Source organism: Parahaliea maris, assembly GCF_008064665.1.
Lineage (GTDB): Bacteria > Pseudomonadota > Gammaproteobacteria > Pseudomonadales > Halieaceae > Parahaliea > Parahaliea maris.
This window is the reverse complement of sequence record NZ_VRZA01000001.1, coordinates 59,691-73,913: the sequence shown is the minus strand read 5'-3', so window position 1 is coordinate 73,913 and position 14,223 is coordinate 59,691. Positions and strand designations below refer to the sequence as shown.

The 14,223-nt window shown below is 60.2% G+C and carries 13 protein-coding genes; 6 read left to right on the top strand and 7 right to left on the bottom strand.

Translation table 11 applies throughout. The features are described 5' to 3' along the window. Positions 1 to 35 precede the first annotated feature (35 nt). Together FV139_RS00310 and FV139_RS00305 are read left to right on the top strand one after the other, a co-directional pair. Positions 36 to 671: a carboxymuconolactone decarboxylase family protein gene (locus tag FV139_RS00310; RefSeq protein ID WP_148066260.1), complete on the top strand. Its 636-nt coding sequence runs from the start codon at positions 36 to 38 to the stop codon at positions 669 to 671. A gap of 494 nt (positions 672 to 1,165) precedes the next feature. Then, positions 1,166 to 2,461: an Ig-like domain-containing protein gene (locus FV139_RS00305; RefSeq protein WP_148066259.1), complete on the top strand. Its 1,296-nt coding sequence runs from the start codon at positions 1,166 to 1,168 to the stop codon at positions 2,459 to 2,461. Between the two features lie 57 nt (positions 2,462 to 2,518). On the opposite strand, the gene FV139_RS00300 is transcribed toward FV139_RS00305, so the two are convergent. Both FV139_RS00300 and FV139_RS00295 read right to left on the bottom strand, forming a co-directional pair. Beyond that, positions 2,519 to 2,944 carry a DUF1330 domain-containing protein gene (locus FV139_RS00300; protein WP_235898452.1) on the bottom strand — a complete coding sequence of 142 codons (426 nt, stop codon included), beginning with the start codon at positions 2,942 to 2,944 and terminating at the stop codon, positions 2,519 to 2,521. Between the two features lie 86 nt (positions 2,945 to 3,030). Then, positions 3,031 to 4,200, bottom strand: coding sequence for a hypothetical protein (locus FV139_RS00295; protein ID WP_148066258.1), 1,170 nt, complete (start codon positions 4,198 to 4,200; stop codon positions 3,031 to 3,033). A gap of 180 nt (positions 4,201 to 4,380) precedes the next feature. On the opposite strand from FV139_RS00295, the gene FV139_RS00290 reads away from it, so the two are divergent. Further along, on the top strand, positions 4,381 to 5,295 hold the full coding sequence (locus FV139_RS00290) for a YihY/virulence factor BrkB family protein (RefSeq protein ID WP_148066257.1): 915 nt from the start codon (positions 4,381 to 4,383) through the stop codon (positions 5,293 to 5,295). 166 nt (positions 5,296 to 5,461) lie between these two features. Then, positions 5,462 to 5,650, top strand: a complete 189-nt coding sequence (locus FV139_RS00285; protein WP_148066256.1) for a hypothetical protein — start codon at positions 5,462 to 5,464, stop codon at positions 5,648 to 5,650. 36 nt (positions 5,651 to 5,686) lie between these two features. On the opposite strand, the gene FV139_RS00280 is transcribed toward FV139_RS00285, so the two are convergent. Further along, positions 5,687 to 6,490 carry a formylglycine-generating enzyme family protein gene (locus tag FV139_RS00280; RefSeq protein ID WP_148066255.1) on the bottom strand — a complete coding sequence of 268 codons (804 nt, stop codon included), beginning with the start codon at positions 6,488 to 6,490 and terminating at the stop codon, positions 5,687 to 5,689. Positions 6,491 to 6,702: 212 nt separating this feature from the next. On the opposite strand from FV139_RS00280, the gene FV139_RS00275 reads away from it, so the two are divergent. Continuing rightward, a complete protein-coding gene (locus tag FV139_RS00275; RefSeq protein WP_148066254.1) occupies positions 6,703 to 7,884 on the top strand; it encodes a hypothetical protein in 1,182 nt (393 codons plus the stop codon). Positions 7,885 to 7,907: 23 nt separating this feature from the next. Here FV139_RS00275 and FV139_RS00270 read toward each other — a convergent pair whose 3' ends face one another. The 3 genes from FV139_RS00270 to FV139_RS00260 all read right to left on the bottom strand — a co-directional run bounded on the left by FV139_RS00270 (position 7,908) and on the right by FV139_RS00260 (position 10,584). Next, positions 7,908 to 9,404, bottom strand: coding sequence for a sensor histidine kinase (locus FV139_RS00270; RefSeq protein ID WP_187276327.1), 1,497 nt, complete (start codon positions 9,402 to 9,404; stop codon positions 7,908 to 7,910). After that, the gene (locus FV139_RS00265) at positions 9,401 to 10,120 is read right to left on the bottom strand and encodes a response regulator transcription factor (protein WP_213003985.1); all 720 of its coding nucleotides are present in this window, start codon (positions 10,118 to 10,120) and stop codon (positions 9,401 to 9,403) included. The genes FV139_RS00270 and FV139_RS00265 overlap by 4 nt, the downstream gene beginning before the upstream one ends. 98 nt (positions 10,121 to 10,218) lie before the next feature. Further along, positions 10,219 to 10,584: a hypothetical protein gene (locus tag FV139_RS00260; RefSeq protein ID WP_148066252.1), complete on the bottom strand. Its 366-nt coding sequence runs from the start codon at positions 10,582 to 10,584 to the stop codon at positions 10,219 to 10,221. A 239-nt stretch (positions 10,585 to 10,823) separates the two neighbouring features. Here FV139_RS00260 and FV139_RS00255 point away from each other — a divergent pair, with 239 nt between their 5' ends. Then, the gene (locus tag FV139_RS00255; protein ID WP_148066251.1) at positions 10,824 to 12,434 is read left to right on the top strand and encodes a phosphoethanolamine transferase; all 1,611 of its coding nucleotides are present in this window, start codon (positions 10,824 to 10,826) and stop codon (positions 12,432 to 12,434) included. On the opposite strand, the gene FV139_RS00250 is transcribed toward FV139_RS00255, so the two are convergent. Continuing rightward, positions 12,411 to 13,970, bottom strand: coding sequence for an ArnT family glycosyltransferase (locus tag FV139_RS00250; RefSeq protein WP_268939926.1), 1,560 nt, complete (start codon positions 13,968 to 13,970; stop codon positions 12,411 to 12,413). The genes FV139_RS00255 and FV139_RS00250 overlap by 24 nt on opposite strands. Positions 13,971 to 14,223: the final 253 nt, after the last annotated feature.

Below are 14,223 nucleotides of genomic sequence, written 5' to 3'. Positions count from 1 at the left end.
AGATCAAGTCAAGCTAAACCAAACCGGGGGAAAATATGCCCAGGCTCAAAGAAGCTGGCTTCGAGGCCGGAAACGAATTCGCCAACACCATCTTCAAGCAGATATTTGAAGGCCGCGACCCGGTCAAGGAAGGGGGCACCAACACCGGCACCCCGGGCAATTGGTGGACCGTGTTCAACATTGTGCCGGACGCCTTCCGTCATACTACCGAGGGCTTCCGGTTCTATCGCAGCCGCAATCGCAAGATATCGCCGCAGATGCGGGAGCTTGGCCAGACTCGCGCCGGCTATACGGTTGGCTCGCAGTTTGTCTATTCGCAGCATTGCAAGGCCTGCCGCCATTGGGGGTTTTCGGAGGAAAAAATTTCCGCAATCGCGCATTGGGAAGTATCAGACTGCTTTGACGCTGCAGAACGGTCGCTGCTGGCTTATACCGATGCACTGGTTCTGCAACTCGGTCGTGTACCCGAAGGCGTATTCGATGCGATGAAGAAGCACTTCTCCGACGAAGAGATCCTGGAGTTCACCTACATTACCTGTACCTACATGATGCATGCGATTATGAGTCGGGCGTTGCGGCTCGAGTTTGACGATGTCGATGATCCCGTTGTCGAAATCGATATGCCGCCGAACGCCAATCTTGACGTCATGCGGGTAATCGACGAAGCCTGAGCCGTTCTGGCGGGAACCTGCGAAAACAAGCGATCTTATGAGGTTAATGACAGGGCGACCATTCGGATCGGGAACACTTCCGATGACATTGTGGAGGTGCCGAAGATGAAGCGGGTGCACCCGGAAACTGAGTGGGTAACCCGTCTGCGGAGCTAGTGGATAGTTTGCTGCCGGGCAACAGGAAATCAGCTGGCCGGCGTCCGGGTCACTTTGCGTTTCCTGGTTTTCCCCGATTAATGAGTGACGTCAACCTGTTCTTCTCCTAACCTCATCGGTGAACCCATGAAATCACCGCCCGCAGCGGTGAGTGGATCGAGGAACCGGATATGGCCAGCCACTATCATCTCCCAGTGCTAATGCTCACTGCCGCAGCGGGCGCGCTGACTTTGCTACCGGTAGAGCAAACGTCTGCTCAGGGGCGCGCGGCTGAGCACTCTCCAGTCTTCGATTTCTGGACATCAGAGCGCCGGAAGGCGGCGCAACCGAGGGACCTGGTGCTTGATCCTCGCGGCCTTGCCTACCTCAAGGGGGCAAATGGCCGGCTGCGACCCTACGGACATGAGGTGGCCGCAGCGCCGGCCCCGGCCAAGGGCAAGCCCCCGGGTGATGACGCAGTACCGCCGAGTGTCTCTGACATGTCGCCAGCCAGCGGGGCCACTATCGGTTCGCAGGCGACATTCTCAGCGACAGTGACGGATGCCAGTGGCATCAAAACCGTGTCCTTTGTCATCAATCTGCCGAGTGGACAATCCCAGAGTTTTTCCCCCAGCGCCAGCGGCGACGTGTATTCCCTCGGATTGTCGGGTTTCAGCGATGGAGACTGGTCCTGGCAGGTACAGGCCACTGACGGTGCCGGCAAGGGGGGGAACACGACCCTGACGGCCCCCGTATCGTTTACTGTCGATACCGGCGGCACAGCGCCACCCCCGTCCGGTGATATCATTATTAATTCTTCCTGGGCCGGCGGTGGGGAAGTGCAGGACGCGGCGGGGCGTATCTATTTCCAGATGCCCGAAATCCAGCGCCGGGGGCGCACGGAATCCATTACCTGGCTTAGCTATGTGTGTTCCGGGACAGTCGTGAACGACGGCGTCAGCGGTCGCTCCGTCATCCTGACGGCCGCACACTGCGTCTATGACGATGTCGCCAAACTGTTCGCGCGCAATGTGCTGTTCATCCCTAACCAGGCCGGTACCGATGGCAGCGGCACTGACACGCAGTGCGGGAACGACCCCATCGGTTGCTGGGCGCCTGCCTTCGGTGTGGTCGATGTGGATTGGACCACCGCGACGTTCCCCGACAACATCCCCTGGGACTACGCCTTCTATGTTGTCGACGATTCGGACACCGCGGCCCACACTGCCGGCCTGTATCCCTCTTCCAGTGTGCTCGATGTCGCGGCGACGCCAATGGATATAAGCTTCGCTGCGCCCGTGCTTGACGAGTACACCTACGCACTCGGTTACTCCTACAGCGAAGACCCGAACTTCATGTACTGCGCTGAAGCCGTGACGACAGAGGGCTCGTACAATGACTGGTGGCTGCCCAATTGTGGCTTGAGCGGTGGCGCCTCCGGCGGTCCCTGGGTACAACCGGCGGATTCCGAGGACGAATCACTGGGCACTGGACCGGTGATGTCCGTCAACAGCTGGGGTTATACCAACAGTCCGGGCATGGCCGGTCCCCAATTGAATGGGACCTCGGCATCCTGCTTGTTTGATATTGCAAAAGATTCCGATGCGACTCCCATTGGCACTGCCGATGGTGAGGCCGGCATTATCGGCTGCTGATACCGGCCAATCGATATCCTGCGGGCATCGACGGCTGGTAGTCCTGTGGCTCCACGGTTAAAAGGCTGCGCCGCTCCCGCACTCAATGAGTAGCTGCCCTTCCAGGCCGGCAGCGCGGTGCTGCTGCGCCGCCTGGTAGGTGGTGTCCCGTAGCATGTCGAGCATGACCTGGGTGCTGGGGTATTGAATGATCGCCACTTCGTCCCAGAGGTCTTCCCCGTCTCCGATCAGCAGGCCGTGCACTGCTCCTGCGTAGAGAATCCGTACTCCCCGTGGCTCCATGATTTCGCGGAATGAACGGGCGTACAGCTGGTAGGCCTCCCTGCCGCTCAGGTCGCAGGGGCGTCCGTCGTCGTAGGCGGCCTTCTCCCTGAACTTGAGCAGGTTGAGCATGGCAATGGGTTCGCCGGTCGCCCGGTCACGGAATGCGCGCACCTGGTCGCCGGTGGGTTGGAGTACGTTCTTGATGGTGAAATCCCTCACTCTGTCTGTTTCAGGTCCCGGTCCAGTTTAACCAATTCCCTGTACGCCTGTAGAGGCGAATCATTCGGGCGTTCTGCCCTGAATGCTCACGCGTTGGCGACCGCGGCGCGAAGAAATTTTTCCAGCCAGCGCAGCTCATCCGCTTGCAGCCCGGAGATGGACTGCTCCTCCTGGTCCGTAACCAGCACCAGCTGCCTCGAGGAAAAGGTCCGATTGATGAAATCGACAAAAGCCCTGTTCCCCTCCGCCTTGCCGATGGCCACGCGCATGACCTGGAGCTCCTCGATATCCGGGAGTTTCATGGTAAAGCCGCCGGATGTGCGCGCGGGTTCGCTATAGGTCAGCTCCGATCGGGTAATGCGGAGGGTGCGGGGATGTTCGAGGTCACGTTTGCGAGCGTACTCCAGTCCCCAGATCGGCAGAGCGCTACAGATGATCAGCAGGATGCTGAACTGCACCAGTCCAACGATAACAAGGGCTGCACAAACTGCCTGCATCAGACGCCACGCCAACAGTGGTATCGGCGGCGGCAGCGTCAGGGTCATGACCTGGGCGTCGCCCTCACCCTCGCGGCTGAGGCCAAAGCGCGCGGGGCGGGCCTCATTGTCCCAGGCCGTGTCGATTTTACCTTCGGCGGCCAATTCCTTGATCGATTTGTCGAGGTCCCCCGCTTCGCGTACCACCTCCGTCACTTTGCGGGCGTCGACGGCTGGCAGTCCTGTGGCCCTGGCCAAACGCTCAAAGGTGGCGCGCGTATTGGGTTCGGGGCTGATGTCGCGAAAGATCAGGAGTGAGCGCGCGGGATCCCGGTGCTCGGCTTCGATGATCTGGTAAGTGGTTGCACTGGAGCTCTGGGTATTCTCGCTTTGATTGATCAGATGCTCCTGGCGCCAACGGATGGCCTCATAGTTGGCCAGCGGTTCGGACCAGCGCTTACGCCCTTCACAATAGTGGATGGTGTCCTCATCGATCGTTGCCTCGGCAGAGCGGCCAAAGGATCGCGTGCCCCACCAGACGAAGCGCAGGAGGAAAATACCGAGGATGGCGAACGCAAGCAGGCGGTATTGGGGCTGGCGGTCAAAGACCGTGGCCATTTCTTCTGCGGTAAAGAAGTACACGCTGGCCCCGGCAATCATCACTGCGCCGATGATCCCGGTGAGTGCTTTACCGCGACTCGTGCTGAGGCTCACCGTGATGGGCAGGCTTTCGCCTGTGGAGGGTTCGGCTCTGTCGAAGCCTTGCATAGAGTGTGCCATAGGTTACCCTCGTCTCGGCTTTACCCTTCAGGGTATCAGCCATGCCTGAAACTGCAATTCGGGGTCATGGGCCTTGAGCCTGATAGCTGACGGATGCAACTTTGTTACAGGCGATCCAATGGGGTGACATCGACCTGCCTCTGTGATGTCGTACAATTGGCTCGTGACACGGAGGAAGCAATGCCCGTCAAATTGATCGACCATGCCCGCTACTGGCTCGGTATTTTTCGCCAGGCGGCGGATATCTGGCTGAAGAGCAACGCCTTCGCCAACGCGGGCTCGCTGGCCTTTTTCACCCTGTTTTCCATCGCCCCGGTGATGATTGTGATTGTCAGTGTGATCGGTGTCTTTTACGGCCAGGAAGCCGCCGAGGGGCAGATCGCGGCGCAACTGCAGGAAACGATCGGTGCCGATGCCGCCGAGGCCGTCCAGAATGCGGTCTCAGCCTCCTCCTTCAAGGAGGGAGGCCTGCTGCCGACCATCGGTGGCCTGCTGGCCATGTTGATCGGTGCTACTACGGTTTTCGGCCAGATGCAGAACTCCCTCAACGCAATCTGGGCGGTGATACCCAAGCCGTCGCGCAACAGCATTTTCCTGCTGCTGCGCAAACGCCTGACTTCCCTCACCATAGTCCTGGCGGTGGGCTTTGTGATGCTGGTGTCGTTGTCCCTTGGCGTCGGGCTCAGAATCCTGTTACAGCATGTGCAGGGCTGGCTGCCCTGGTACGACGTGGCGTTCAGTGCGGTCGATCTACTGCTGTCGCTGCTGGTGGTCTCGCTGCTGTTTGCCACCATTTTCAAGGTGTTGCCGGATGTCGAGCTGGGCTGGCGGGATGTTGCGGTGGGCTCCGTACTCACGGCGGTGCTGTTCACGTTGGGGCGCTACCTGATCGCGCTCTACCTGTCCTATTCCGCCACCGCATCGACCTATGGCGCGGCGGGTTCCCTCGTGCTGTTGCTGTTGTGGGTCAACTATTCCTCGCTGATCCTGCTCTACGGCGCAGCGTTTGTCAGGGCACACCTGCTGGCCCGTGGTGTCACGGTGAAGCCCCGCAGCGTGGCGGTGAGGGTGCGGCACGAGATCATCGAGGATTAGGTCGTCCACAGCGCATTGGGGGTAAAAAAGTCGAATTAAGACCGCTGCAGGGCCAGAAATGAGAAGCCCGTCACTACCTCGGGCTGGTCATTGCCCTTGTCGAGCGTGGATAATTTTCCTGAATTAACGCGATGCGGTACGAAACCGATTGGCAGAGGTTGCAGACATGGGACTGGCGTTGGAACGTGAGGGCAGCGAATCACAGGAGGACAGCGGACATCCCGTTGCCCTGTCGCCAAGTGTGATTCCGGAAAACTCCGCAATTGAGGAGGTCATCCCGGAGGACGCCTACAAGCAGAATCATATTTATCGCCTGTTGGTAAAGCCCCCCAGGAAGAGCGGAGACTCCGCCTGAGCGGACGGTCCCAGCGCCTCTTCACCCCGGAATTTCCTACTCGCGAATCTCCCTCGCAACCCGAAAACCAACGTCTCCCAGGTGGGTCTTGCGCAGGGCCGAGGCCCGGGCCGCGGCGCGGATAGACCAGGCGTCAGACTGCGCGGAACCGCCGCGTAGCTCGCGCAGGTCGCAATCGCCGAACAACTGGGGCATGCCATTGGCTGGAGGCGCGCTGTTGGCGTCGATACAGTCCTTGGTCCACTCCCACACATTGCCGTGCATGTCGTAGAGGCCCCAGTCATTGGCCTTGAAGCTGGCTACCGGCGCTACCTCGCCCTCATAGGTCACTCCGCAGTCCATGCAGTTGGCGCGCTTCTCGCCAGCGTCATCACCCCAGCTGTACAGTTTTGACGAGCCCGCCCGGGCCGCGTATTCCCACTCCGATGAGCTCGGCAGCCGGTAGTAGTGGCCGGTTTCCCGGCTGAGCCAGGTCGCGTAGGCGTCGGCGTCGTCCCAGTTGACCCCGGTGACCGGAAGGTCGTCACCGCCCTCGGGGAACGACTTGAGGGCGCCCGAGCGCGACGCGGTGAGGAACTGTCGGTACTGGCCGCGGGTAATCTCGGTGACGCTCATGGCGAGGGGGTAATCGATGGTCACTACGCCCGCCCCGTCAGGGCCTGCCCTGCCGCCGCCGAGGACAAAATTGCCCTGTGGCAGCACCATCATCCTTGGCCCCTCGCCGCCGGATTTGATGTTTTCGGTGAAGTCCTGGCCCCGCAAATACTCATCGCCAAAGGTGGGGCTGCTGCCCAGCGCCAGAAGAAATACAACTGATACAGTCCGTTGATAGAGCGTCATTATTATTACTCCTTGCCACGGGGTTTCTGCCCTTGTTTCTCCCAAGCATAGACCAGGAAACACAATGTGAAGGGAATTTGCCGGGGGCGGCCTACCGCTACCCGCGCTCGACCCCGTTGCCTGCCAGGGTAGCGGCGTGGAATCGCTCGCCGCCTCCCGCTGGCCGGTTGTCTATACTTGTCACTTTCCCTGCCTGAACGGGAGTGCTGGTGATGGGTAAACTACTTGCCGCGACGTGCTTCGTTGCCATTGCCGCCCTGTCCCTGCTGCCGGGCAGTGTCCTGGCTTCGGCCGGCGCGGGCGATACGGTGCGCAATGTGTTTGGCCCGGACGTGGGCTTGGGCGCCAACCAGTGTCGCGGTGCCTGTGGTGGAGGCTGCCCGAAAACCTGCCGCTCCGAAGTGCGCTTTGAGTGCCTTGGCGACACGAAGTTGCGGCGCGTGAATGCCTTCATTTGTGGTACCCACCAGGGTTGCCGGGACCACGACGACTGTCTCGATGCCTGCCTGCGCAACAGCCCGGAGGACAGGGACTGCCAGTCGGAGTGTAACGCGATGGTGGTGGAGCGCTACGGCTTTGATAAATCGACCCCATGGCTGCTGGGCAAAGGGCCCTACGACGGTGAGATCACCTTTGAGTACACGCGGTATGCCCCGGAAGCGCCCGAGCCGCTCTACCGCTGCCCCCCTGGAGCGATTCGCCAATGCGGCGCGGATGGCCCTTGTGTGGGGCCGAACGATGGGCGCGCTGTCGATGCGATATTCGATTCCTATCCGGCGGCGAGTACCGGGGCCATGCAAATCAGTGGCTTGCGAGCCGGTCCCCTTTGCGACGCGGAAGAGCGGGTGTGTGAGCAGTCGCTGAATATCAAGGTGGGAGGCGACAGCCGCTGTCCGAACGGCCCCTGTACGCGCTTCGGACTCGAATTCGAGTACCGGAATGCGAACCCCGTGGCCGCCCTGGAATGCCGGACTTCCACTCGCAGTAACGAGGACGATTTCGTCGGCGACCTGATCAAGCTGGGCGGCGACGCGATCGCGGAGAAGGATGCAGCTTCCGGGGGACCTGACCCGGAAGACGGCCTCGGCCAGTTACTGGGTGCTTTCAGCAAGGTCATCGCCAGCGCGGACTCGCCGGAAGATCTGCAAGTGACTATCACGCCCCTGGATGAAGACGGTAACCCGGACGAATCGCGGCGGGTGGGTACCGGGGCCGACGGTGTGCCGCCACCCATCCCGACTTCGGTAGAGCTGCCCAGAGCCAGTGGCCGCCTGGTAGTACAGATGTACCAACTGGCCTCCGGTGGCCGGAGAGGGACTATCAAGGAGCGAAGAGTCACCTGTACCCACCAGGGAGAACCGGTGTTGGAAACCGTGTTTGTATTGCGTTACTGACCCGCCAGGGTGGGCAACGGCCTTCAGGCCGCGGCGGGTACCGGAAGGCTGAACTCGAAGCGGGTTCCCTTGTTCGTGGCGCTGGCCACGGTAATCCGGCTGCCGTGCAGGTCGAGAATACGCTTGACGATGGACAGGCCAAGTCCGCTCGACTGATCGCGCTCGATCGGGCCGTGATCGCTGCGGAAATAGCGCTCAAAGATGTTATCGATCTGCTCCGCGGGGATACCGCAGCCGGTATCTGCCACCGAGACGGCGACCTTTTCCGGCTCGGTTTCGACCTCCAGGGTAATGGTGCCGCCCCGGGTGGTGTAATCCAGTGCGTTGTGAATCAGGTTTTCCAGCACTCGTTGCACGAGCCCGATATCCGCGTGGACCAGGGCGCGATCGGGCTCGTGGCCGAGGCGAAGGGTAATCCCTCGCTGGCGTGCCTCCAGCTCGAAGTCCTGCACCACATCGTTCAGCAGCTCCGACAGGGAGAAGGTTTCCAGCGCCAGTGGCGCGCTGCCCGCGTCGAGTTTCGATAACTGAAACAGGTCGCCGATCAGGTCGGCCAGGCGCTTGGTATGTTTGCGGGTGACAAGCAGGTAGCGCTCCCGCTCGGCTTCGTCCAGTTCATGGTTCTTGAGCAGCAGGGTTTCGACGTAGCCGTGCATGGTCGCCAGCGGTGTGCGCAGGTCGTGGGAGACGTTGCTGACCAGTTCCCGCCGCAGGCGATCGTTTTCCTGTAGCGCGACGAATTGCTCGCGCAGTTGGGTGGCCATGGCGGCAAAGGCAGCCTGTAGCTTGCCGATTTCGTCCCCCTGGCCGTTGTCCGGTTGTCGAGCCTGCAGCTGTGCCAGCGCGGTCTGGTCATCACTATCCGGCCCGGTCAGGGTGAAGGATTCCACATCCCGGGTGAGTTGGGTCAGGCGCCGGGTCAGCAGGGCAAACACCAGCAAGCCGGCCGCAAAGCCACCGACCACCAGCGCACCGATGGCTAGCGCGCTGCTCTGGCGGGTGTAGGTTGTCCTGACCTCACCCGCCAGTTCGTCGTACTTGCGGCCTCCCAGGACCACGTAGAGGTAACCCTCCAGCTGGTCGCCATCCATAACAGGCGAGGCCGAGAATACTTTTTCCAGCCCCGGACTGCGGGGGTCGGTGCCGTAGACGGGGGGCTGGGCGCGCCCGTCAATCAGGCGCTTTACCGGGCCCAGGTCGACCGTCTCGGCCTGGACTGATTCCGGGGGCAGAGCATGGCCGAGAATGTGGCCGCGGCGATCCAGCAGATAGACCTCTACCGAGGGGTTGATGATCATGGCCCGCTCTGCCAGCCGCTCCAGCTCGGTTCGGTTGACCGCCCCGTCCCGGATCAGCGTCGTTTGCTCGGTGACATACATCGCTATCGCGCCGTTGAGGCGTTGGGTCACTTCCTCGTGATAGCGGCGCGAACTCCATTGCTCAAAGGCGTAGAACCCGCCACCGACGGTGAGCATGATCAGGAGCAGGGCCAGGGACAACCGGGTAAAAAGTGAGTTCACGGGACGGCCCTCGGTTCGGGCGCAGGCATCTTGTAGCCGACACCCCATACGGTGACGATGTACTGCGGCTGTTCATGATCCGGTTCGATTTTGCCCCGCAGGCGGTTGATATGGGAATTGACCGTGTGCTCGTAGCCCTCGTGTCCGAAACCCCAGACGGAGTCCAGCAGTTGCGCCCGGCTGAACACCCTGCCGGGGTGGCGGGCGAAGTGCAGCAGCAGGTCAAACTCCCTGGCGGTCAGCTCCACGGGTGCGTCGTCCACCCGGACTTCGCGGGTCGCCGCGTCAATGGCCAGCGCGCCGACAGACAGGGACTCAGCGCCCGCGGCTGGCGAGCGGCTGATCGCGTCGACTCGCCTGAACAGGGATTTTACCCGGGCAACCAACTCCGACACGCTGAAGGGCTTGGTGACGTAGTCGTCGGCACCCAGCTCCAGCCCGAGGACCCTGTCCAGTTCCGAGGACTTGGATGTCAGCATGAGAATGGGTACGTAGTTCTGTTCTGCGCGCAGAGCCCGGCAAATACTGAGGCCATCCGTCCCGGGCAGGCGCAAGTCCAGTAGGACGAGGTCCCACGGGCGAGCGAAAGCCTCGCGCATACCGGTGTGGCCATCCTCGGCAACCGTTACCCGAAAGCCCTCGTCCCGCAGGTGCAGGGCAATAAGCTCGGCAATATCGTGCTCGTCCTCGATGACCAGTAGATGACGTTCTTTCACAGTGATTGCCTCCCTCTCGATCCATGTTAGAGGGCAAATGTCACGAAAGTATCCCGGCAGCGGTCGGGCTGCCGGGAAAGTCGTGCATCCCGACCGCGTTACGGCGTCGCCCGACCCGGTCCCAACAACGGGCAGGAGAAGTACATGTCGCCGGCGTCCATTTCGCCATCGTTGTTGGTGTCCACCCACCAGCGGCCGCCAACATAGTCCTTGTCACCGGGGCCGTAGGGGGTGCTGGGACCGCCCCCCGGGGCCCCGGTCGGGTCCAGGGGCTGGAAGCGGCCGACGCCGGGTAATACGGTGGTGGCAAAGGTCTCGTAGTACAGTCCCTGGCTTTCGACGTAAATGATGCCGAGGCCGTCGTTGTTGCCGCGGCCCTTGGCCATGGCTGGCGCCGCGAGCAGGGTGGGAACCAGGGCGGTGGCCGCGACCGCCGCTGCGATCTTGCGATTGATCCGTTTCATGTGCGCTCTCCTTCGGGTTGATGTGGGGTGTTACCCGGTAAGGAGACTAGGCTCCAGATGTCACGCAAATCTCACGCAGCGATGAAGATTTCATCGCGCTCTATTACAGTACGTTCATGGAGTGCAGATTCGCCAGATGATATCGTTTTGCCCATGACGGAATGGCAAGCCTGCGTTCCCGAATCCGAAATCATGAGTCGTTAAGTAATCCTTAAGTCAATCCGCTTAGAGTGCAGCGTATGAAAATCTACCTGCCTCGAACCACGGTTGGCATAGCGCCGCTCATCCTCACTGTATCGGCTTACTTTACCCTCGCTCTGAACTGGGCCTTCTTTCGTAATAGCTACGCGGTGTTCGGTCATGAACCGGGCGGGCTCGTCTTCCTGGTGTCGCTGGGATCGTTGTTGTTTGCAGTGACGGTCCTGCTCCTGTCGCTGGTCTGCGTCCGCTACCTGACCAAACCGGTGCTGGTCGCGTTCCTGCTGGTGGCTGCGTGCGGCAATTACTTCATGTACCGCTACAACATCATTGTCGATACCACCATGCTGTCCAATATCCGGGAGACGGACGGCGTCGAGGTTTCCGATCTTCTCACCCCGGCCCTGCTGCTGCAGGTAATCCTGCTGGGGGTGCTGCCCGCTGCGCTGGTCCTGAGTGCGCGTATTTCCTATCCTTCATTCGCACGGGAGCACTGGCAGCGAGTCAAGCTGGCCTGCTTCTCTATCCTGTTGGCCCTGGCAAGTATTGAGCCATTTACCGCTTACTATTCCAGCTTCTTTCGCGAACACAAGGCGTTACGTTATTACACCAACCCGCTCACTCCGGTGTACTCCGTCTCCCGTGTCGTGGGAGGATGGTTGGCCAGTGACGGCGACCACACGCTACAGATTGTAGGGAAGGATGCTCACCTCCCCGAGACTGACCAGGATCGGGAACTCGTCATTCTGGTAGTGGGTGAGGCCCTGCGATCGGATCATTTTGGCCTGAATGGCTATTCCCGTAATACCACCCCCTACCTTGAGCGGGAGGCAGTCTTCAGTTTCCCGAGGGCGTTTTCCTGCGGCACCGCCACCGCTTATTCAGTGCCCTGTATGTTCTCTTTGGCGGGTCGTAGTTCGTTCGATATTGATGAGGCGAAGGATCAGGAAAACCTGCTCGATGTATTGCGTCACGCCGGCGTGAATGTATTGTGGCGGGACAATAACTCCGACTCAAAGGGGGTGGCAACGCGGGTTGCTTTTCAGAATTTTCGCAGCGATGCCAACAATCCGACCTGCGATACCGAGTGCCGCGACGTTGGCATGCTGTCCGGCCTCGACGACTTTATTGTCGAACACCCCGAGGGTGACGTTGTCATCGTTCTGCACCAGATGGGAAATCACGGGCCAGCGTACTTCAAGCGCTTTCCCGAAGAGTTCGCTGTATTTGAGCCCTATTGCCATTCCAATCGCCTTGAAACCTGTAGCGATCAGGAAATCGTCAATGCTTACGACAATGCCGTGCGCTACACGGACTACTTTCTCGGCAAGGCTATCGAGTTCCTGAAGGGCTACGACGACCGCTTTGAAACGGCCCTGCTCTATGTCAGTGATCACGGCGAGTCTCTGGGAGAGCGGGGAATCTACCTGCACGGCCTGCCGTATTATCTGGCGCCGGACAGCCAGCGTCACATTGCTTCAGCACTTTGGTTGGGTAACCGTTTCGAGGCGGATCGAGACATCGTAAAGGCAAACACCTCGCGCGAAGTTTCCCACGACAACTACTTCCACACAGTGCTTGGCCTGCTGGAGATCCAGACGGCTGTCTACCAGCCGGAACTTGATTTGCTACGGCCCTTGGGTATGCAGTAAGGGGAGAAGGCCAACCATCGACGGTAGCCATTTTCCGCCCGATCGCAAACCCGGAGATTTCGGCGGGCGGGTCGATGAAGAGACCTGCCTCGGTGATTCATGACTTTCGTTGGCCGATGATGCACCCCCGTTCCAGGCAATTTTCTGATCGATGCGGTCGAACTCAAATAGCGAATATCGACCATTCTGGAATACAGGCTCTGACAGGTTGAGCGTTGAGATCATGCCTGGCCTGGCGAGTTCGCGATTGGGTATCGCAACATAGGAGGGTAAATTCCGCGATTCCTCTATTACTGCGCTGATCTGCTTCCCGTCGATATGCCGGGCGTGGCCGTGGGAGTAAAAACGTGCGGAAAAAGGCAGGTCGCCAAGGTAGTAAAGCGCTGGAGGGCGGTGGGAGTGAGGTGCATGACTGGCGACATATTCCACCAGCGACTTCTCGGTCTTCAGGTCGTTTCCCCAGTTGGCGTTCCCGGAAGCCAGTGTCAGGACCAGCGTGCCGATGGGCAATACGAGTGCGGCGTAAGCCAGTCCGGTGACTCTGCCTGGGCTCAGTCGGGTGATTACACTGGCGAGCAATATCGCGAAGGGCGGTAAGGCGGGCTGTACGTAGGTCCACAGGACATTGCCAGCGAAGGTGAAAAATACCAGTGGCCACAGCGTCCATAGCAGCAGGAGTACAGTCTCTCCGCTGCGATTGGACTGGCGAGATATATTCGCCGAATTGCTGCGCAGAAGCCTTTTGAAGAACAGTGCAAGGGCGATGAATCCCCAGGGTAGCGTGGCCCACGTTGCAAACCACCATATCGTACCGCGCGCGTAGCGATGGGCGCTGCCGTAAAGATCTCCATTCCAGCCCGGGTCGAGGAATCGCTTGAAGTGCTCGCCTACGATGAAATAGTCAAGAAAGCCCGATGTTTTAAGCTCTGCCGCGATGTACCAGGGCAGGGCAATCAGTAACATCAGCGCTACACCCGTAAGCCAGGGGATGACCCTGAATCCCGCTCTCCAGTCCAGTACAAGCCACAGGCCGAGGGGGCCACCCACCAGAACCACGGCGATGGGACCTTTGGCCAGCAGGCCAATACCCAATGCCAGAAAGAGCGTATAACGCCAGACAGCAGCACATTCCGGGTCGCGGTACATTTTGATAATCGAGAGTAGGGCCAGGGTGGTAGCAAGGGTCAGGAAGGGGTCGGTAAGCACCGCTCCGGAAAGCAGGTAGCCGGAAGCGGAGGTGAAGTAGATCAGTACAGCGAACCAGGCAGCAGTTCGTCCGGCCAGAAGTATGCCGATGCGAAAGATGAACGCGCAGATTGCCAGGGTTGCCAGCAGTGACGGCAGGCGCACGGCAAATTCACTTGCGCCCAGTGCTTTGATGGCCGCAGCCTGGGACCAGAAAGAGAGAGGCGGTTTGCCCCAGAACGGTGTCCCATAGTCGAACCAGGGCGTTATCCAGTCACCGGTTTCGGCCATGATACGGGCGATTTCCGCGTAGCGTGGTTCAGTCGTTTCTACCAGGGGTATCAGGAGCATGGCCAGCATTCGGATGAGGGTGGCAATGAAAAGCAGTGCGAAAATAGGTTGCGAAATCCGGTTCAGGGGAGGCTTCCTTATCTGTCGGTGAAAGGGCGTATGGGCAGGCAAAATTGTGTTGGGTATGCAAAGGGCGATGCCGCAGATTGCTGTAGTTCGGGTATCGGACGTTGTTTGGGCATGCCCAGAATAGCGGCGAATCCTTAACGCCAAATTATCGAAGGGCAATCAGCCGGCCGGCACTGGGTGGTTG

Coding starts and splice junctions, on each gene's coding strand:
- FV139_RS00310 (WP_148066260.1), top strand. CDS start 36: ATGCCCAGGCTCAAAGAAGCTGGCTTCGAGGCCGGAAACGAATTCGCC.
- FV139_RS00295 (WP_148066258.1), bottom strand. CDS start 4,200: ATGGCACACTCTATGCAAGGCTTCGACAGAGCCGAACCCTCCACAGGC.
- FV139_RS00290 (WP_148066257.1), top strand. CDS start 4,381: ATGCCCGTCAAATTGATCGACCATGCCCGCTACTGGCTCGGTATTTTT.
- FV139_RS00285 (WP_148066256.1), top strand. CDS start 5,462: ATGGGACTGGCGTTGGAACGTGAGGGCAGCGAATCACAGGAGGACAGC.
- FV139_RS00280 (WP_148066255.1), bottom strand. CDS start 6,490: ATGACGCTCTATCAACGGACTGTATCAGTTGTATTTCTTCTGGCGCTG.
- FV139_RS00275 (WP_148066254.1), top strand. CDS start 6,703: ATGGGTAAACTACTTGCCGCGACGTGCTTCGTTGCCATTGCCGCCCTG.
- FV139_RS00260 (WP_148066252.1), bottom strand. CDS start 10,584: ATGAAACGGATCAATCGCAAGATCGCAGCGGCGGTCGCGGCCACCGCC.
- FV139_RS00255 (WP_148066251.1), top strand. CDS start 10,824: ATGAAAATCTACCTGCCTCGAACCACGGTTGGCATAGCGCCGCTCATC.
- FV139_RS00250 (WP_268939926.1), bottom strand. CDS start 13,970: ATGCTCCTGATACCCCTGGTAGAAACGACTGAACCACGCTACGCGGAA.